Here is a 19,169-nt window from a genome sequence, read left to right as displayed (position 1 = left end):
GCCTTGAGCTCCCCTAGATAAAGTATTGACTAAGCTTTAGTGCTTAGTACTGGCTTAGTTTGTCATAGCGACTGTCTTTCAACGCATCTTTTACGCGTTTTAGGTTCTCACGGAAACCTGTACCACGGCGAAGAGTGAAGCCAGTTGCTAGCACATCAATCACTGTCATTTGTACAACTCGGCTTGCCATTGGCATGTAAACGTCGGTATCTTCTGGAATATCGAGCGTGATGGCCAGCGAGCTTGCCTTTTCTAGAGGAGAATCCTTCGCTGTAATCGCAATAACCGTTGCGCCATTTTCACGAGCAAGGTTCGCTATTTCTACCTGACTCTTTGTTCGACCGGTATGAGAAATAAGAACCACAACATCATTATCACTGCAGTTGATACAACTCATGCGCTGCATAACAATATCTTCAAAACAAGTAATTGGAATATTAAAGCGAATAAACTTGTTTTGTGCGTCTCGGGCAACAGAAGATGATGCACCAAGGCCAAAGAATGAAATGCGCTTCGCTTGCGTTAGCAAATCGACCGCACGGTTCACTTGCATTGGATCTAGGCTATTTTTCGCGACATCTAAACACGCCATCGTCGATTCGAAAATCTTATGGGTGTACGCGTCTGGGCCATCGTCTTCTTCCACATTACGGTTAACGTAAGGGGTGCCGTTTGCTAGGCTCTGTGCCAAGTGAAGCTTAAAATCTGGAAAGCCCTTGGTGTCCAGACGACGACAGAAGCGGTTTACAGTGGGCTCACTAACGTCAGCCATTTTAGCCAGCGTTGCAATGCTTGAATGAATTGCAGTTTGTGGAGACGCCATAATTACTTCCGCAACTTTGCGCTCTGACTTACTGAAATTCTCCAGGTTTTTTTGAATTTTTTCTAATGTATTCATAGTGTTCACGAGGGTATAGAGAACAACTCGCTGGCTCTGCTAACGAAAGGAAACACGAAGATTCCGGAGTAGAGTGGGGCGTTAACGAAAACAACCAGCGCCATAGAATCAGTATAAACCTGATCTTCAATCAGTCTAAACCAATAACGGGTACTATTTAGTGAGAATTTGACAGGCCTCAAACAAAATGTTGTAAAAACTACAGAATTGGATGTGTAAACGAAGTTTTGTTGCGCTAGTCGCACGATAATGATGTTTGAGTTACATCAAAACGAAAAAAAATTTCAAATTGATGTAACTCGATCTGGCTGTTAAGACGATTGAATATCAACAACCAGCTGTTGAATCCTTTTCATCAAATTTGGTGCTTGCTTGGCGATTTCGCGTTGTTCATCAAGCACTGAGCTCAAAATTTCTTTTGTGGTCAGTGGATTTGCCAAAACCACTCTAAACACTATCGTATTCATGCGTTGCCATTGGTCTGGGTTCAGTCTTGTACGTGAAACGAACGATTTGCCCGTTTCGCGCTGACGCTTTTGAATAAACTGTGTTAACTCATTGATCAGCTCATTCAGTTGTTCTTTTTGTGAGCCTTCTGCTTGTGCTAATGCTTCACGGATGAATGGCGGCAAATAACGGTATGTGAGCAGACAAAGCTCTGGTTCAGAAACTAATTCGAAATCATCTTGCTGTTTGATTAAATCCGCAAAGTAGCGAGCTTTTTCAATGCTTTGGTCAATAAGAAGCTCATAACCTGGGCGACTTATGATGTGCATTGCGGCGTAGACCAACATCGCCATACCCGAACGTGAACCTTCTAATGTATGGCTGCCTAGGTCTTTTGAACCTTTGCGCAATATATATTGAGCGTGATGTTCTATGGATTTCATTGCGTCAGGGTCTTTGAACAGAACCATACCAGCGCCCATCGGGATGTAGAGCTGCTTGTGCGCATCAATAGTTACTGAGTCTGCCATTTCCACACCTTTAAGAAGGTGACGGTGATGGTTAGACATAAGTGTTGCGCCACCCCATGCGGCATCTACATGGAAGTGACAGCCGTGAGCTTGGCAGACTTCAGCGATTTCAGGCAATGGATCAACATTACCTGTCTCTGTTGTGCCTGCCACACCAATAACAGCAATAGGCTTGATATTTTGTTTTTCGAGCTCAACAATTTTCGCTTTCAGGTCGTTGACAATAATACGGTTGTTGGCATCGGTTTTAACCGCAACCAAGCCCTCTTGGCCTAGCCCTAATACATCGGCTGCTTTCTTAAGGGAGTAGTGACCACGCTCAGACACTAGCACCGCTAAGCCATCATAGCCATAGTGCTTCATGGCTTTAAAAAGGCCTTCCTTCTCAACGCCTTTAAATGAGCCATTGGCTCTTAACGCTTTGTTACGTGCTACCCAAAGCGCAGTGATATTGGCAATGGTGCCGCCGGAACAAAATGCGCCTAATGAGTGGTTTGCACTGTGCATCCACTGATTGTAAAAAGTATCATTCTGACCATATATCAAGCGATGCAGCATACCCAAAACTTGACGCTCAAGTGGCGTAAAGGCTTTGGAAGTCTCTATTTTTACCAGGTTTTGGTTTAAGGCGATCATGATCTTTGACAGTGGCATCAAGAAATAAGGCAGTGCCGATGTCATATGACCAATGAAGCTTGGTGAAGATGTGTGAACTGAGTGCGACACCAAAGTGTCGAGTAAGTGCTCTGTATGATCTGACACGAACTCTGGCTGCTCAGGAATCTGAGCAGAAGAAAAGTCTTTTTCGATTTCGCGTAAAGGCTTTTCTTCTGCCACGATGTGTTCACGAAGAAATTGATTTAGATTTCGCGAGAGGCTCTCGTCAATTTTAGTTAACGTTGAGTCCGGACCTTCTGGGACAGTGAAGATCTTTAGCAAGCTCTCAAAGCTAACATCAGCGGTTTTTTGTTCCTTAACCATAGCAAAGAATCTTTGTAGTTATTTTGGTAATGCGAGCGGCACAATCTAAACTAAAACGGGCGCAAAGTCCCGTTTTAATTGTTGAAACCCAAGTTGTAGAAATGAAAATTTTAGGTGAAGGTTACGATATTCACATTAAAAAATTCTAGATTGAGTACGTTAAAACATTCTAGTGTTTTCGAATGCTAATCAACGACTAATGCGAGCAATCTTAGTCACATTTCTGCTTTTCAATCTTTTCTATTGACTGATTGTACTTATTAAGTGCGGTATCAATTTGTTGGGGATGACTAAGCAGATCAGCGAATGCTGAACGAAGCTCGTAGTTTTTTGGGTGGTTAGTTGATTGACGGTCGCTAAATGTCTGTTTTGCAACTTCACCTAACTTATCGCTTCGGGTCGCTAACTGCTTAACGTCATGTTGCTCTAGTTTTAACCATGCTTCGATTGGCTGTTCCGTCGCAACGCGGCTAGGGTCGTTCTCTAGAAAGTAGTGAACCGCTTCGCGGTTTAATTCAAAGTGATGTTTACGTCCATCCAAGAACCATTGACTAACTTCTTTCAGATCTGGATATTGGGTAACCGTCAAATCAACAAGATCTTGATACCACTGTAGTGAGGCATCGACGTAGCCATCGTATTTGCTAGCAAGACATTGTTGATCTGCGGCAAGCGTAAAAGTTGAGCTTGTAGCGAGGAGCGCTGCAACGACAAAGCGTTTCATTCTTCTTCCTTCTGGTTGTTATCCCTTTATTAACGCAATGCACATCAGTTGATGTTTCTCCCTTCTTTCTATTTGGTCGTGACAAATCGTTGGGCTGAATGACGAAAAGAAAGAGGGGTCTTGCCAAAAAATATTGACCACTTTGACGTTAACTGGGTATTTAAATTTTTGCCGTATTGTAATGGATGTTAAAGCGAAAACCTGAGATCTAGCTAGCAAGTGATACAAAGAAAAGCATCATAACTGGTACCAATAAACTCAAAATAAAGCCGCTAACGATAGCAACAGGAACACAACGCACACCACCGGTAGTTTGAATAACGGGTAGGGTGAAGTCCATTGCTGTTGCACCGGCATAACCAATTGCGGTGCACGGATAGCTACGAATAAAGAGAGGAATGGCAACCAGTGCGACTAGCTCTCTCATCAATTCAATCAAGAACGACGCGCCACCAAATACCGGACCAAAAGCGTCACCCATTAAAATACCTGCGAGTGAATACCAGCCAAAACCTGAAGCCATTGCGAGTGCTTGATAAAGAGGAAGATCCAAAAGCACCGCTGCAAGAACGCCACCAAGCATACATGTTGCGATGACAACAGCCGCAATGGCCATTCCTTGTTTATTTAATAGGATTTGACGCAGAGTAAGTCCACTATTGCGCAGCTGAATACCAATAAAAAATAGAAGTAGAAAGAGTATCCATTCGCTTGCTGTATCTACCCAACTCAAATCAATGGGTAACAGCAGGCCAACCACTAACCCTCCGCCAACGACCACGATAAGCTTAACTGACTCTAAAGCCATCGAAGATAACGGTAGCTTCTTTTGATTCTGATTGGTCTGGAGTGGAATAATTTTATCAATAATAGGCAGAGCCAACAGGTTGCAGGCACTTAGACACAAAAAAAACGTACTCGCATAGAGGAGAATACTTTGTAAGTTGCTGCTTAAATTATCGAGCGCCGCCAAACTAAGACCCATCAACGACAAAATGACGTAAATAAGGTAGGACGTTGACTGATTGATCTTCTCCAATAACGAAGATCGAGATATAGGAATTAGATACCCCACCACAAGCGGAGCGAAAATAAATAGCATCCCTGAGAACATAAAGCTCAATGATTCCTTTTTGAGATAACATCAACACGCATAAATCAAATTATCTATCGGTTGAAATTAGAGACATTTCACCACACAGCTCAGCCTTGAGCGAATCGTTTTATCGCGGATAAGGTATTATCAGAAAGCGATAAATTACAAACCGCTAGCATTGAGTACAGCACGGATTTGATCATTGAAGTCAGTATCACTCATGTTACTAAGTTCATACAAGACTTCTGCACCAGTTAAGTTGAATTCAACTTCATGTTCGTCAATGCGTTCATCGTGATTGCGGAACATCAATAAATGATGCGCAATTCTAGCGATGTCGAGATAACTCACTTCTGGTCGCGTTAACTCGTATTTTTCGTTTGAGGATACTTCTCTGAAGTCGTTGTCAAACCCCCAACGCTCAAGTACCAGTTTACTTGTGGCAGAACAACGTGTTTGGAAGATCTGCAATGCAATATCTGGGTCTAAGTAATTGCCCCTATCTAAGTACAAGTGGTACTCATTAATTAGGCAAAATAACCCAATATCGGCTAATAGACCGACCAATAACGCCTTTTCTTGCTCTAGATGACCATAAGTGCCTGGCTCGTGGCTACGAAACGATTGAACCAACATCACCATGACGGCACCGAGCTCACGCGATATCGCTGCACTCTTCACCAAGATGGCATTGCATTCTTTAGTGAGATTAACTGAGTGTTTAAGTTGCTCGATCGCTTGTGCGGTAACAATATCACGTACACGAAGTATTCCGAGACGAGATACCGCTGTAGTTAAGTCGTTGCAGGTGATATTTCTGCGATTGAAAATCACAGAGTTAGCGACTCGTAAAACGACCGCTGCTAATCCGGGATCTTCCAATAAACAGTTAGCAACATCGGCAATCGTGGTGTGTTCTTCGACACATAACTGCTGAATTTTAAGCACGACATCAGGAATAGGAGGTAACGAAATCTTACCCGTGGCGATGGACTGTTCTACCAGCTGAGCAAACTCGGATTCCAGTGCGTTTATAAGCTTATCTTTATTATTTGGCAGCCAAAAAAATGATAAATGTTCCATTGTGACGCTGTACTTGAGATCTTTCGTACAGTGTACCCTTACAGCGTATTCTTTATCAATTAAATGAGTATTATGTGCCCGTAATTGCCAGCGAGATCATAATGATGGCGTGTTTTAGGCATGCTATGCGTCAAAAAAATATCACCACACAAACAATAAGTGTGAAACTAATCACGTATGCAGAATTTATACTTTTTTATATGTGACCTATGTCCTAACTTATTTTTCAACGTTAAGTATGATTAAGCAAGTTGGTGAGCACAACTCACAAAAATATCGCCAACAAATCGACATTTATAATTCGCTATAAGCTGCTGTTTATCTGGTGACATCGCTAATCGGGGTAATTTATTCAGATTAAAGAGGTCAATGGACATGACAGACCAAGCTTTTTTTAAATATGTACGCACCTTCAGTGAGTACCAAAAACGTTCTATGTTCGGTGGTATTGGTTTATTCACCGATGATGCTATGTTTGCGCTTGTCAGCAATGATTGCTGCTACTTACGTGGTGGTAATGGGCTAGATGAAGTGTTTACTCAACTGAGCTGTGAGAAGTATAAGCACGTCAAAAAACAGACGACGGCAACCGTAAATTATTATGATGTAACCGATTTATTCGAATCCGGATATGTAGGGCTTGATGAACTGGTACAGAAATCAATTGAATACTCAATTAAGGAACGGAAATATCAAAAGTCCTCTGCCAGTAGACGCTTAAGAGACTTACCCAACATGCAACTAACCCTTGAACGTATGGTCAAGAAAGCCGGTGTTGATGACGTAGAAACCTTTTTAGAACTTGGACCTGTAAAAGTCTTCAACAAAGTTAAAACGGCTTACGGTAATGATGTTGATGTAAAGCTACTGTGGAAATTTGCTGGTGCAACTGATGGCGTACATTGGAAACTGATCCAAGAGCCGCGTAAAAAACAGTTATTGGCACTGTGTGACTAAGCGAAGCTGATCGCACAATGATTGACTCGTTTCGATGGAGTTAGCGGGTCGTAAAGGCAAGTGTGAAAAGCGGAAAAAGGACGTTGAAGTTTTTTACCACTTCATTGAGTTAGTCATTAAATTAGACAAAAAAACCGAGGCAGAGACCTCGGTTTTTGTTTTTTTAATTTGCTCTTTTCTTATAGCACAAATCTTAAAACTTAAAACGCGTAGTGAACATTACCTGATCACCGTAAAAATCGTTGATACGTGCTTCAGCACCCAAAGAGAAAAGCTCTGTTGAGTGGAATCGAGCGTAGGCAGAGCCAGTCCAATCGTCATCGTTATCGATAGAAACGTAGCCGACTTTGCCGCCTACTTCTAATTGAGGGCCCAACCATTGGCGAACACCTAAGTTAAGCTCCATACCAACATCTGTGCTGCTCTCATTCGAAGGTTGCACAACGCGCATTAGCATTTCACCAGTAAGATCTGCCCAGTTGTTTAGCGGAGAATGGAAGCCAAAGCCTGCAGCTGAGTCAAAATCACTTTCAAACTCAGAGTCAATACGAGCAATAACATGCGCGTTCGGGTGAATTGATTTGCTGAATCCAGCACCAAATGTCACAGGACTTGCGCCAATACGTGCTTCGAAATAGTCGTAGCTAAAGTTGCTCATAGTTGCTGGCGCATTGCGATCGTTTGCAGCTAGGGCATGGCTTGATGCCACTAGTAAGGCAGCGGCTAATAGTGTTTTACGCATAACTAACGATAAACCTTGTTCATTATTTCCATGGATTCAAGCAACCACTTGAACCGTAATCTGATTTGTCCGACATCATAATAAAAAGGAAGGTCCACGACCAACAAAAATGTGTCGATGTTTTGTCAATTAACTTAATAGTTCCTTGGTTTAAGCAAAAACTACGCCATATACGTAGTGTCCGAGAATTTCACTCGGACAAGTAACGATGTTTTTCTAACCTCATTCGACTATGCGAGGTTAGGTGGTGCAATGAGCATCGTTGAGTTCAAGTTAGAACCAAACACTTTATTACTCGCCAAAGCTTGCTCTTCTTTCTGCCATGGCGTTGAGGATTGCCTCAGAATCAAGGATTTGAGTCCAGGATAGCAGGTTATCATCATTCTCAATCACAAACGCGGTAAGCTGAGACACGATTGCTTTTCTCAATGCTTCACCTTTCCAAGGTTTGGCAATGTAATAATCGAGACTCGCGTTATTTACGGCTTCTACGGTGTCTTCCAAACCAGCTTGTCCTGTGAGTAAAACTTTGCGCGCTGCTTTTGTGTCACCATTTTGACTGAGTTCGATTAAGAAGCTGATCCCAGTTTGTTCCGGCATAATGTGGTCACATAAAATGAGCGCAAGCTGAACTTCTTCTTCCGCCATCTCCTCAATCACTTGCCGAGCTTCAGTCACCGATTCCGCTCCTTCGACGACAAAGTTCTCCTCGAAGGGAGCAAGATCTTGGAGCACGCTATCCAAGACTTCTCGTTCGTCATCGACACATAAAATTAGATACTTGGTCATGTTTCATCTCCTTCTTCGATGACTGGTAACCAGACGGTCATTCGTGTGAACTGGCCGATCTCTGATTCGACGTCAATCCACCCTCTGTGTGCTGTTACGATTTGCTGGCAGATGGACAGCCCGATGCCTAAGCCAAAATTACCTTCTTTTTTTGTGGTGAAGTTCAGCTCGAAAATGGCGTCTCTTTGCGATTCAGGAATGCCACATCCATTATCTTCAAATGAGATAACGGCATAATGTGTGTGCTCTTTTTCTACAAGGCGTGTTTGTATGTTTAACACACCTTTCTCTGGAAATGCGTCAATGGCGTTAGAGACCAAGTTCGTCCACACCTGTTGGAGTGCGATCGGTTGACAAAGGATGGAAGGCAAGTTTGCATAGTCGGTTGAAACTTGGTGCATTTTTAATTTGTTCTCGAAAATCACCAAGGTGTCTTCAATGCCCTCATGAATATCGGCATAGTGCAGGGTCTCATCATCTGACCGAGCATATCCTTTCAGGCTTTTTACCATATCAGCAATTCGTGCTGCACAGACATTAATTGAGCGAAGTGTAGAACCTGCTTTGTGGTATTGCTCTAGTGTATTGAGAGCATGATAAGACGCTTGCTGCTTTCTCGTTAGTTGGGTAAGTAGCTCGTGATCGGATTCTAAACCAAGGCTCACCACTTTCTTTGCCAACGCTCGGTCTGGAAGAGTATGGCTAAGCGCTTTTACGCGTGATCTGAGCTCGGCGGTTGAAGCGGGTTTTGAGGTTTGCGCTTTGTTCAGTAATTCAATGCCTTTGGTTTGTATATCGGAACTGGGCGCATCGTTAAGTAATCGTTCTAGTGTATGCGTTAAATTCTCTACGCCTCTTAATATCGCGGCTACTGGATTGTTTAGTTCGTGGGCCACTCCCGCAACCAATTGACCAAGCATCGCCATTTTTTCTCTTTCAATGAGCTGCTGGTGGGCTGATTCTAAAGATTCGAGCGTTTTTTGAAGTTGCAGTTTGGTGTTGATGCTTCTTTGCAATCGGCGGTTGAAGTGGCGTAAGAGCAAGTTTGTAAAAAGAGGCAGTAAGTTTGAGTCGCTTTGCATCACTTTATTGAATACGTTGCGATCGAGTTTGATAACTTCTGTTTTGGTTAGTGTTAGAGCTGTCGAGAAAGAACATTCCCCAGTAACAAACGACATGCCTCCGACAATATTCCCTTTGTTATGGCGTACAACCTCTCGCTGCATGCCTTGCTCATCGCGCTTGTACAGAGCCACTTCACCTTCGGTGATAAACCACAAAAAGCTATTTGGCTCGCCTTCCACGGTTAACAAATGTTCAGGTGAGTATGTACGGCACGCTCTTGTTTCGTCATTATCTTTGAAAAATTGCTGGAGAGCGGAGATCACTTGCTCGGCTAACTCGGCATCAGACATCGAGTGGTAGTCGTGTAAGAATCCGGCTTGATAATGGCTCATCTGGTTATTGATGTGCGCTCGCAACAAGCTGTGATGATCCAATATCTGACTGTAACTTAGCAGGTCTTCTTTGCCATTTCGCAAGATAAATTGGGTCAGCTCTTTTTGCACTGTGTTAAATAAGACGTGATCTGGCAAAGGTTTAGTGAGGCAGTGGTCGAGCCTGCCCTCATTAACGGCAGTGAGAATTGCCTCTATATCAGACGAGCAGCTAATAAGAATTTTTCTTGCTTGCTCGGTATGTGGCATCCGGTCTAAACCAATAAGAAAATCCACGCCGTTAAAATGAGCGTGATGGCTCGCTATAACTAAAGCAACAGTCTGTTCTCTTTCTTCTAGATACTCTAAAGCGCTTTGAGCCTCTTCTATCGATTCGACAGAAAATATATCAAACTTACTTGAGAAGGCAGACAGCTCCAATCGAAACTGTTCAGCACTGATTGGGTTGTTGTCGAGACACAACACAGCATAACGATTCACAGATGTTTTAGCTCCGGTTAAAACTTCGCCACGCAAACTTTAACAATAAAAGGACATGATGAGTGGGAGCCAAGTATGATTCCTGATTAATGGACTAGAATAAGCATCAATAGTCTGATTTGTCTCAATGTTTTCTCCGCAGGTGGTTTGGGGTAGACTGACCGAAAATATCTAATAAGTGACGTTATGCAAAATCTTAAAAAAATCGGCGCCATTGGTGGTGCTATCTCATTAGCACTGTGTTGGCCATTGGCTGTCGGACAAATTGGTCAGTCCATCATTGAAGATGGTATTACCAATATGAATGATGAAATGATTAAAGGCGAAGTGGTCGAGTATCAGCGTGGCTATTTGTCTTCAGTCGTGCTGACTCGTTATTCAGTTGTTGATCCTGAGCTTAAAACGCAGTTAGAGCGTGATGGTATGCCAACGACGTTTGACGTAACCAGTGATGTTAGCCACGGTCTAACAAGCCTAACAGCAGATTCAAAATTGGTGGACAATGACTTTTTGCCTCTCACGATGCATAGCCAGACTCAACTAAATGGCAATACAGCATTTATCCTCGACCTAGACAGTTGGCATTATCGTAACGAAGCGCAAGGTGTTTCTGTTTCTACAAGCCCTGCAAAAGTAACAGGTGATGTTACGGTATTGGGTGATCTCAATTACCAAGTTTCCGTTCCTTCTGTTCAAGTGGATTTTGAAAACGGTGAAGAGCTTCATCTGAATGCATTGACAGGGCAAGGTAAAGGAAAGCAAGCAAAAGGCTACTGGTTAGGCGAGCAATCTTTCTCTCTAGAGAAGCTAGATGTGGTTGATGCGAACTTAACGCCTGTCTTTTTGATTGAAAATGCGAGCTACCGTGGTAACACTACGATGAGTGAGTCTGGTGATAAGCTGAACAGTCAATTAAACCTAGATGCTAAGAAACTACGTTTAACTGATGGGACGGATGTCGATAACTTTAAGTTGGATTTCTCAATTGCAGATGTGGATAGCCAGTCTTTTGATCAAATTATGTCTATCTATCAAAGCTCTCCTATGTTAGATGAGCAGGAAATTGCGAATTTATTGCCGCATGTCGATACGCTGTTTAGCAAAGGTTTTGATTTATCCGTGAACGAGCTTTCACTCGCGTTCGGTGACGGCAAGTTCCACAATAAGTGGCAACTATCCATCCCTGAAGGTACTGAGCATATTACTCAAGATCCAATGAAGTTGGTGACGGCCACTACTGGTGAACTTAGCACTTACTTCTCTGATGAATTAGTAACGCATTACCCATTTATTCAAGAAGGGATTGATGAGCTCCTTATTATGGAGTTGATCGAAAAAGTAGAGGGCGGTTATCAATTAAAAGCAGAAATTGGTGAAGGCAAATTGAAGTTCGAAAATGGGCATGAATTCCCATTGGTGGCTCTACTTATGCCTGCTTTGATGCAACAACAGTAATTCGTGTTGTTGCGAATTTGTTCCAATTCAACGCTTAGTCTTTAAAAAGAGGTCGTAAGACCTCTTTTCTTGTTTTTATCACTGCGAAAACGTGATATTAATTTCGTAATATTTACATAGCAGGAGCAATGAGCATCATGGAACAAAATACGGACAACGTATTTAACTTCAGTGCAGGGCCAGCAGGTCTGCCTAAAGCAGTTATGCAGCAAGCACAAAAGGAACTAATCGATTGGCAAGGTCTTGGCACTTCGGTCATGGAAATCAGCCACCGAAGCAAAGAGTTCATCAAAGTTGCAGAAGAAGCCGAGCAGGATTTACGTGATCTTCTGAATATTCCGGACAACTATAAAGTGCTGTTCTGCCAAGGTGGTGCTCGTGCTCAGTTTGCTGCTGTTCCTCTAAATTTACTTGGTGATGCCGATACGGCAACTTACATCGATGGTGGTTATTGGGCTGAAAGCGCGGTAGCTGAAGCGAAAAAATACTGCGAACCAGACGTGTTTGATGCAAAAACAGAAATCAACGGGAAAGTCGCGGTTCTACCTGCAAGTGAATGGAAAATTGCTCCAGAAGCGGCTTACGTTCACTTCTGTCCAAATGAGACCATTGATGGTATTGAGATTAACGATCTTCCTATCACCGACAAACCGATTGTTGCTGACATGTCTTCGACAATTCTTTCTCGTGAAATTGATGTGTCGAAATACGGTGTGATTTACGCGGGCGCTCAGAAAAATATTGGTCCTTCCGGCATTGCTATTGCTATCGTGCGCGATGATTTATTAGGTATGGCGAAGCAGGTACTACCAAGTATTTTGGATTACACTGTTTTGGCAGAAAAAGAATCAATGTTCAACACGCCACCAACCTTTGCATGGTACCTGTCTGGTCTTGTTTTCAAATGGCTGAAGGCACAGGGCGGAGTAAAAGCGATTGAGCAAGTGAACCGCGCTAAAGCCGCGCTACTGTATGATTACATCGATCAGTCTGATTTCTACCGTAATGGCGTGCACTCAGCAAACCGTTCTTTGATGAACGTGCCATTTCAACTTGCTAAGCCTGAACTGGATGCAGCCTTCCTTGAGCTAGCAGACTCTAAAGGGCTGAAAGCGCTAAAAGGTCACCGAGCAGTTGGTGGTATGCGAGCATCCATTTATAACGCAATGCCGCTAGAAGGTGTTCAAGCGTTAGTAGACTTCATGCAAGAGTTTGAGAAAAACTACGCGTAAGCTCAAACTGATAGTTGTTCTCCAAAGCGTCGCTATTGCGGCGCTTTTGTTTATCTCAACTCACATCATTCCAGGAAGGTAAAATGACCAAGGCAAATATTGAAGCGCTGACTAAGCAGTTCCCACTCTTGGCAGCACTTATTGATCTTGAAGAGGTTTGTTGGTTTAACCCCCATATCACTTCCTTGGAGGAAGGCTTACCTCATGTCGGGTTAGATGAAAAAGATATTCAAGCGGCGAGTGAACGGCTAGCACGATTTGCGCCTTATTTGATGAAAGCGTTTCCCGAAACGGAAACGTCGCGTGGCGTTATTGAGTCCGCAGTGGTGGATATTCCCAATATGAAAGTGCGTTTGGAGCAGCAATACGACACACCAATATTGGGCCATTTAATGCTCAAAAAAGACAGTCATTTGCCAATTTCTGGTTCGATCAAAGCGAGAGGTGGTATTTATGAAGTGCTCACTCATGCAGAAAAGTTGGCGTTTGAAGCCGGCTTGCTCTGTGAAAGCGATGATTACAGCAAATTGTTCAGCAATGAGTTTCGGCAGTTTTTTAAGCAGTACAGTATTGCAGTTGGCTCAACCGGCAATCTTGGTATGTCCATCGGTATCATGAGTGCGAAGCTGGGTTTTTCAGTTTCAGTCCACATGTCTGCGGATGCGCGGGAATGGAAGAAAAATAAGCTCCGGTCACATGGTGTTAATGTCGTAGAGCACCAAGAGGATTATGGTATTGCTGTCGCGCAAGGTCGTAAAGAGGCAGAAAAAGATCCCAACTGTTTCTTTATCGATGATGAAAACTCACGGACGCTGTTTCTAGGTTACTCTGTTGCGGGTGAGCGTCTTAAGCAGCAATTTGATGACTTGGGAATCGTTGTTGATGAGCATCATCCATTGTTTGTTTATCTTCCTTGTGGTGTTGGCGGCGGGCCTGGTGGCGTGGCATTTGGCTTGAAGGTAGCGTTTGGCGAGCATGTCCATTGTATTTTCGCGGAGCCAACGCACTCCCCGTGCATGCTGTTGGGCGTACATACAGGCTTGCATGACGATATTTCGGTACAAGATTTGGGTATCGATAACATCACCGCCGCTGATGGCTTGGCAGTCGGGCGTGCCTCGGGATTTGTCGGAAGAGCGATGGAAAGGCTACTTGATGGTTTTTACACCATTGATGACGCTCGTATGTATCACCACTTGGGTGAGTTAAGTGAACTGGAAGGTATTAATCTAGAGCCTTCTGCATTAGCCGGTATGATTGGGGCAGTGCACGTCTCGAATAACCATGCTTATCAGTCTCAAATGAAATTTGACGAAGAAAAACTCAAAAACGCAACACATCTTGTTTGGGCAACTGGTGGGGGCATGGTTCCGGAAGATGAAATGGCGGCTTATCTCAAAAAATCTGGTCGGTAAATCAGCACTGTATACGTGCTTAATTAGGTAACTAATTAATACAGGAATAACAAAAGGGCTCATCGTTTGATGAGCCCTTCTCGTCACTGAAAATCGAATTATAGAGATTGTAATAGCTGGTAGTAACGACCTTTTTGAGCGAGTAGCGTTGGATGGTCGCCTTGTTCGATGATCTCACCTTGTTCCATCAAACAGATGCTATCCATACTTTCTAGCTCTATCAGTCGGTGTGTAATGAATACTACTGTCTTATTAGCAAAGTGTTCATTGAAAAGCGCCATCACTTTTTGTTCCGTACGCTTATCGAGGCCTTCAGTCGGCTCATCTAAGAGTAGGATTGGGGCATCACGTAGCAATGCTCGAGCAATACCGATTCGGCGTTTCTCACCACCAGATAACTGACGACCGCCGTCGCCTAACCAAGCGTCTAAACCCGGCTCTTCAAGAAGTCCGCCAAGCTCGACTTTTTGTAAAATAGTAGACAGTTGCTCATCACTTGCGTCCGGAGCGGCCATGAGTAAGTTGTCACGTAGTGTCCCGTTTAGTACATCTACGCGTTGACTGACCACAGTCATTGCTGTTCGCAGGTCAGACTCGCTCCAATCTTGCAGTTTTGCACCACCGATTCGAACTTCACCTTGGTTAACATCCCAGTAGCGGCAAAGAAGCTGAATCAGTGTTGATTTACCTGAACCTGTTTGACCTACAATTGCAGTTTTAGTGCCCAACGGTAGTGAGAGTGACAAGTCTTTCAGTACCTTTTGCTGACCGTCAGGGTAAGTAAAATCTATGTTGTCGAATTCAATGTCTAACGTTGTGTCTTTATGTTTCGACTGCTCAGGGAAGACAACGTCAGGTTCAGCCAAAATTACTTCATTTAAACGACGAGCAGAGGTCAACGTTTGACCGAGATACTGGAATGCGCCCGCGATAGGCATCAGAATCTCAAAGCTCGCCATGGTTGCAAACGCAAACAGCGCAATCCAAGGATCAGGAGCACGACCACCTACGCCGTCTGCAGCAAACCAAAGCATCACAACCAGTGTAATGCCGTTCACCAGCATAAGCAGTCCTGAAGCCATGCCCGTTAAATTCGCGTTCACAAATTGGTTAGACAGCAACTGCTTCTGCTTCTCTAGAATGAGATTACGATAACGTTCTTCTGCTCCAAAGATACTCAGTTCACTGTAGCCTTGAAGCCAGTCCAGTGTCGCCACTCGCAATTGCGCTTTATGATGAGTGAGATTCTCGCCATTGTTTTTACCCAGTTTATAGAACAGTACTGGCCATACAAACAACATGACGGTAAGAATCGAGCCAAGCAGTAGGGCGAGATGCCAATCAAAGAAAGCCAGGACAGCCGTTAAACTCAATATGCCAAAAACACCAATCACGACAGGGCTGATAAGTCGAAGGTAAACGTGATCCATCGCATCTACGTCCGCTACTAGGCGGTTGAGCAGATCGGCATCACGCATCGTAGAAACACGACCCGGAATCAGTGGTGCAAGTTTCTTAAAGAAGAAGATACGTAGATCGGTAAGCAGCTTGAACGTTGCATTGTGGCTAACGACACGTTCTCCCCATCGACCTGCGGTTCGAGCCATTGCAGCGCCGCGTACCCCGGCACCTGGTAACATGTAGTTGAAGGTCTCACGAGCAACCGTCAAGCCTGCCACCGCTGCGGCTGAAATAAACCAACCTGATAGCGTTAATAAGCCAATAGACGCCGCTAAGGTCAGAAATGCCAGTAGCATACCTAGCGAAAGACCAAACCAGTGTTTCTTATAGAGTTTTAGATAAGGGAGTAAATCACGCATCTAAGTTCCCCTTGTCTGTTTCACGTTGTGCGAGGTTCGCTTCCAACATGTCTTTAAATAAGCCATCTTCTGTCGACAGTGTGGCGTAATCACCACGTTGAACAATCTGGCCGTCCTGCATAACAAGAATTTGCGATACGTTTTGTAAAGGCGCAAGTTGGTGAGTAATCATCAAATTCGTTGTGGCATGCGCATACTTGTTAATGCCTTCCATCACGAGTTTTTCACTGCGAGCATCTAAGCTTGCGGTTGGTTCATCTAATAACCAAAAACGACCATTTTGTAGCATGGCGCGAGCCAGTGCTAAACGCTGCGCTTGGCCGACAGATAAACCACCAGAACGATCAGATATCGGATAATCCAACCCATGCATTTCAACAAATTCAGCAGCGTGAGAGTCATTCAACACAGAATGTACGTCTGCATCCTGAATATTGTGCTTACCTAGTGTGATGTTATCTCGAATGCTACCGTGTAATAGCATCGGGTTTTGACCAATCCAGCTTACTGCCTCTCGCCATGTGGCTAGATCCAGTTGCGACAATTCACAACCATTAATCTTCAAGCTACCTTGATAAGGCATGAAACCGAGGATGGTGTTTACCAAGCTTGTTTTACCTGCGCCACTTGGTCCAACTAAAGCCGTACTTTTGTTGGCTTCAAGAGAGAAGGATAGGGGACCTGCGAGCTGCTTACCTTCCGGACTAAAAATGGTTAACTGGTTCGCTTCAATATGGATAGGGCTGTTTTTATCTAACGCTTGGGTACCATCTTTGATTTGATCGACTTCCAAATCCAGAAACTCGACAATGCTTTCTGCTGCCCCAACCGCTTGCTGTTTCGCATGATAGAACGTGCCCAAATCACGTAATGGCTGATAAAACTCTGGAGCAAGAATCAGAATGAACAAACCAGCAAAGAGCGTAACACCTGTGCAGTAGTAGCCGAAGTCCAGCTCCCCGATATAACTAAAGCCAAAGTAGACAGCGGTAATTGCGATAGAAATGGAAGTGAAAAACTCTAACACCGCAGAAGACAGAAACGCGATTTTCAGAACGTCCATGGTACGAGTACGAAAGACTTCTGAAGCACCCTTTAGCGTCTCAGTTTCAGATTTTGTTCTATCGAATAAGCGAATGGTTGTCATTGCTTGCAAGCGGTCATAAAAGTGACCCGACAAACGCTGCATCGCTTTAAAGTTTTTACGGTTTGCTTCTGCGGCTTTCATCCCAACCAGTGCCATGAAAATAGGCACTAGTGGTGCAGTGACCAGGAAGATCAAGCCTGCTGCCCAGTTTACTGGGAATACGACAACCAAAATGATGAAAGGCACTAGTACCGATAATGACATTTGAGGCAAGTAGCGTGAGAAGAAATCTTGCATATCTTCTACCTGCTCTAAGATGAGCGTTGCCCAACTGCCAGCAGGTTTGCCTTTGATGTAAGCTGGCCCAAGCTTATGAACTTTATCTAAAATGAGTTGGCGAATATAAACTCGAATTTGCTCCCCGCAACGGTAACCGGCAAGCTCTCGACCCCAGGTACAAGCAGCTCGACCGATAACCGTGCCACCGAGCCCAACAAAATGCCAAATGAGCTCGGCTTTGTCGACTTGGTCAATGATTAACTGGTGCAGAATGGAGGCGAGCAGGGCTGCTTGAGCCAATAAAAACACGCTTGAAAGTACGCCTAGGCCTATCGCAATCATAAGCCAGCGCTTGGCTAACTTACTTTGTTGCTTCAGCCACTTATTCAAGCTGCTTTGCTTTTTCTTATCCATCGTGAAGGCTTAATGATAATTGTTTTAATGAGGCGGTAGTATACAAAAGAAAACCCAGCGGGAATACCGCTGGGCTTTAAGGATATGACACAAATGTGAAAAGTTATTTGTCACCAAGTGAGTCTAAGAAACGTTCAGCATCTAATGCAGCCATACAACCTGTACCTGCAGAGGTGATCGCTTGACGGTAGTTGTGGTCCATTACGTCGCCAGCTGCAAATACACCTTCGATACTAGTTTGTGTTGCGTTGCCTTCAAGACCTGATTGAACGATGATGTAGCCATCTTTCATGTCTACTTGGCCTTCAAAGATTTGTGTGTTTGGCTGGTGGCCAATTGCGATGAATGCACCCATTACATCGATATCTTCTGTCGCACCGCTGTTCACGTCTTTAATGCGGACGCCCGTTACGCCCATATCGTCACCCAGTACTTCATCGAGAGTGCGATCGGTATGAAGAACGATATTACCGCTTTCAACTTTATCCATCAGACGTTTCACAAGGATCTTCTCTGCGCGGAATGAATCGCGGCGGTGGATCAGGTGAACTTCTGACGCAATGTTAGATAGGTATAGCGCTTCTTCAACAGCCGTGTTACCACCGCCCACAACTGCAACTTTCTGATTACGGTAGAAGAAACCGTCACAGGTTGCACAAGCAGAAACGCCGCGACCTTTAAATGCTTCTTCAGACTCAAGGCCAAGGTATTTTGCTGATGCGCCGGTAGATATGATTAAGGCATCACAAGTGTACTCACCTGAGTCGCCTTTTAAACGAAATGGGCGTTGTGATAGCTCTACTTCATTGATGTGATCAAATACGATTTCAGTTTCAAAACGCTCGGCGTGTTCTTTCATGCGATCCATCAATGCTGGACCTGTCAGTCCCTCAGCATCGCCTGGCCAGTTTTCAACTTCAGTTGTGGTGGTTAGCTGACCACCTTGTTGCATTCCCGTCACAAGCACAGGGTTTAAGTTTGCACGCGCTGCGTAGACGGCAGCTGTGTATCCTGCAGGACCAGAACCAAGAATTAATAATTTACAGTGTTTTACGTCGCTCATTATGGCTCCAAAAAGGGCGTAACATTTCCCTCGATTGTATGGAAATTCTTAGTGCTTTAAAAGCATAAACAACGATTGTGATCGAATAATTGGTTATAGATTAGAACCCACTAAATATTGATAGAGAACGTTGACTTCTAGCATAAAATTCTATTCGTAGTAGAGAAGTCTAGTTTCAAATATTGTCAAAGCGTAAAACTGAAACATGGCTCTGTTTTTG

General features: G+C 44.0%; 15 protein-coding genes. 4 read left to right on the top strand and 11 right to left on the bottom strand.

What is annotated here, in order from left to right:
* Positions 1–43: 43 nt before the first annotated feature.
* The 5 genes from R7035_RS01875 to R7035_RS01855 all read right to left on the bottom strand — a co-directional run bounded on the left by R7035_RS01875 (position 44) and on the right by R7035_RS01855 (position 5,759).
* Complete coding sequence (locus R7035_RS01875) at positions 44–898, bottom strand: MurR/RpiR family transcriptional regulator (protein ID WP_005378021.1); 855 nt, start codon at positions 896–898, stop codon at positions 44–46.
* Between the two features lie 311 nt (positions 899–1,209).
* Positions 1,210–2,856: a pyridoxal-dependent aspartate 1-decarboxylase PanP gene (gene panP / locus R7035_RS01870; protein ID WP_005378019.1), complete on the bottom strand. Its 1,647-nt coding sequence runs from the start codon at positions 2,854–2,856 to the stop codon at positions 1,210–1,212.
* A gap of 211 nt (positions 2,857–3,067) precedes the next feature.
* A complete protein-coding gene (locus tag R7035_RS01865; protein ID WP_017634875.1) occupies positions 3,068–3,580 on the bottom strand; it encodes a hypothetical protein in 513 nt (170 codons plus the stop codon).
* 208 nt (positions 3,581–3,788) lie between these two features.
* On the bottom strand, positions 3,789–4,694 hold the full coding sequence (locus R7035_RS01860) for a lysine exporter LysO family protein (protein WP_005378011.1): 906 nt from the start codon (positions 4,692–4,694) through the stop codon (positions 3,789–3,791).
* Positions 4,695–4,838: 144 nt separating this feature from the next.
* Complete coding sequence (locus R7035_RS01855) at positions 4,839–5,759, bottom strand: HDOD domain-containing protein (protein WP_005378009.1); 921 nt, start codon at positions 5,757–5,759, stop codon at positions 4,839–4,841.
* A gap of 369 nt (positions 5,760–6,128) precedes the next feature.
* Here R7035_RS01855 and R7035_RS01850 point away from each other — a divergent pair, with 369 nt between their 5' ends.
* Complete coding sequence (locus tag R7035_RS01850; protein ID WP_005378007.1) at positions 6,129–6,716, top strand: TfoX/Sxy family DNA transformation protein; 588 nt, start codon at positions 6,129–6,131, stop codon at positions 6,714–6,716.
* 193 nt (positions 6,717–6,909) lie between these two features.
* Here R7035_RS01850 and R7035_RS01845 read toward each other — a convergent pair whose 3' ends face one another.
* The 3 genes from R7035_RS01845 to R7035_RS01835 form a co-directional block, all read right to left on the bottom strand.
* Positions 6,910–7,458 carry a hypothetical protein gene (locus R7035_RS01845; RefSeq protein ID WP_005378006.1) on the bottom strand — a complete coding sequence of 183 codons (549 nt, stop codon included), beginning with the start codon at positions 7,456–7,458 and terminating at the stop codon, positions 6,910–6,912.
* 291 nt (positions 7,459–7,749) lie between these two features.
* On the bottom strand, positions 7,750–8,247 hold the full coding sequence (locus tag R7035_RS01840) for a response regulator (protein WP_005378005.1): 498 nt from the start codon (positions 8,245–8,247) through the stop codon (positions 7,750–7,752).
* On the bottom strand, positions 8,244–10,184 hold the full coding sequence (locus tag R7035_RS01835; RefSeq protein WP_025766845.1) for an ATP-binding protein: 1,941 nt from the start codon (positions 10,182–10,184) through the stop codon (positions 8,244–8,246). Before R7035_RS01835 ends, R7035_RS01840 begins: the two co-directional genes overlap by 4 nt.
* Positions 10,185–10,370: 186 nt before the next feature.
* Here R7035_RS01835 and R7035_RS01830 point away from each other — a divergent pair, with 186 nt between their 5' ends.
* The 3 genes from R7035_RS01830 to R7035_RS01820 all read left to right on the top strand — a co-directional run bounded on the left by R7035_RS01830 (position 10,371) and on the right by R7035_RS01820 (position 14,286).
* Entirely contained in the window at positions 10,371–11,639 is a 1,269-nt protein-coding gene (locus R7035_RS01830) for a DUF945 family protein (protein ID WP_318145942.1), read from the top strand.
* A gap of 137 nt (positions 11,640–11,776) precedes the next feature.
* Positions 11,777–12,871, top strand: coding sequence for a 3-phosphoserine/phosphohydroxythreonine transaminase (gene serC / locus R7035_RS01825; RefSeq protein ID WP_256901059.1), 1,095 nt, complete (start codon positions 11,777–11,779; stop codon positions 12,869–12,871).
* An 83-nt stretch (positions 12,872–12,954) separates the two neighbouring features.
* A complete protein-coding gene (locus R7035_RS01820) occupies positions 12,955–14,286 on the top strand; it encodes a D-serine ammonia-lyase (RefSeq protein WP_064353825.1) in 1,332 nt (443 codons plus the stop codon).
* 98 nt (positions 14,287–14,384) lie between these two features.
* Here the strand turns inward: R7035_RS01820 and cydC are convergent, their stop codons facing one another.
* From cydC to trxB, 3 genes are all read right to left on the bottom strand, one after another.
* The gene (cydC, locus tag R7035_RS01815; RefSeq protein WP_262651847.1) at positions 14,385–16,106 is read right to left on the bottom strand and encodes a heme ABC transporter ATP-binding protein/permease CydC; all 1,722 of its coding nucleotides are present in this window, start codon (positions 16,104–16,106) and stop codon (positions 14,385–14,387) included.
* Entirely contained in the window at positions 16,099–17,886 is a 1,788-nt protein-coding gene (cydD, locus tag R7035_RS01810) for a heme ABC transporter permease/ATP-binding protein CydD (RefSeq protein WP_318145941.1), read from the bottom strand. Before cydD ends, cydC begins: the two co-directional genes overlap by 8 nt.
* Positions 17,887–17,989: 103 nt before the next feature.
* Positions 17,990–18,949: a thioredoxin-disulfide reductase gene (gene trxB / locus R7035_RS01805; protein ID WP_005377991.1), complete on the bottom strand. Its 960-nt coding sequence runs from the start codon at positions 18,947–18,949 to the stop codon at positions 17,990–17,992.
* Between the last annotated feature and the right edge of the window lie 220 nt (positions 18,950–19,169).

Source organism: Vibrio sp. 1731 (assembly GCF_033339955.1).
GTDB lineage: Bacteria > Pseudomonadota > Gammaproteobacteria > Enterobacterales > Vibrionaceae > Vibrio > Vibrio alginolyticus.
This window is presented reverse-complemented; position numbering and strand designations above follow the sequence as displayed.

What these genes read in the sequence shown, in the direction of transcription:
- R7035_RS01875 (WP_005378021.1), bottom strand. Translation starts at nt 898, where the DNA reads ATGAATACATTAGAAAAAATTCAAAAAAACCTGGAGAATTTCAGTAAG.
- panP (WP_005378019.1), bottom strand. Translation starts at nt 2,856, where the DNA reads ATGGTTAAGGAACAAAAAACCGCTGATGTTAGCTTTGAGAGCTTGCTA.
- R7035_RS01865 (WP_017634875.1), bottom strand. Translation starts at nt 3,580, where the DNA reads ATGAAACGCTTTGTCGTTGCAGCGCTCCTCGCTACAAGCTCAACTTTT.
- R7035_RS01860 (WP_005378011.1), bottom strand. Translation starts at nt 4,694, where the DNA reads ATGTTCTCAGGGATGCTATTTATTTTCGCTCCGCTTGTGGTGGGGTAT.
- R7035_RS01855 (WP_005378009.1), bottom strand. Translation starts at nt 5,759, where the DNA reads ATGGAACATTTATCATTTTTTTGGCTGCCAAATAATAAAGATAAGCTT.
- R7035_RS01850 (WP_005378007.1), top strand. Translation starts at nt 6,129, where the DNA reads ATGGACATGACAGACCAAGCTTTTTTTAAATATGTACGCACCTTCAGT.
- R7035_RS01845 (WP_005378006.1), bottom strand. Translation starts at nt 7,458, where the DNA reads ATGCGTAAAACACTATTAGCCGCTGCCTTACTAGTGGCATCAAGCCAT.
- R7035_RS01840 (WP_005378005.1), bottom strand. Translation starts at nt 8,247, where the DNA reads ATGACCAAGTATCTAATTTTATGTGTCGATGACGAACGAGAAGTCTTG.
- R7035_RS01830 (WP_318145942.1), top strand. Translation starts at nt 10,371, where the DNA reads ATGCAAAATCTTAAAAAAATCGGCGCCATTGGTGGTGCTATCTCATTA.
- serC (WP_256901059.1), top strand. Translation starts at nt 11,777, where the DNA reads ATGGAACAAAATACGGACAACGTATTTAACTTCAGTGCAGGGCCAGCA.
- R7035_RS01820 (WP_064353825.1), top strand. Translation starts at nt 12,955, where the DNA reads ATGACCAAGGCAAATATTGAAGCGCTGACTAAGCAGTTCCCACTCTTG.
- cydC (WP_262651847.1), bottom strand. Translation starts at nt 16,106, where the DNA reads ATGCGTGATTTACTCCCTTATCTAAAACTCTATAAGAAACACTGGTTT.
- cydD (WP_318145941.1), bottom strand. Translation starts at nt 17,886, where the DNA reads ATGGATAAGAAAAAGCAAAGCAGCTTGAATAAGTGGCTGAAGCAACAA.
- trxB (WP_005377991.1), bottom strand. Translation starts at nt 18,949, where the DNA reads ATGAGCGACGTAAAACACTGTAAATTATTAATTCTTGGTTCTGGTCCT.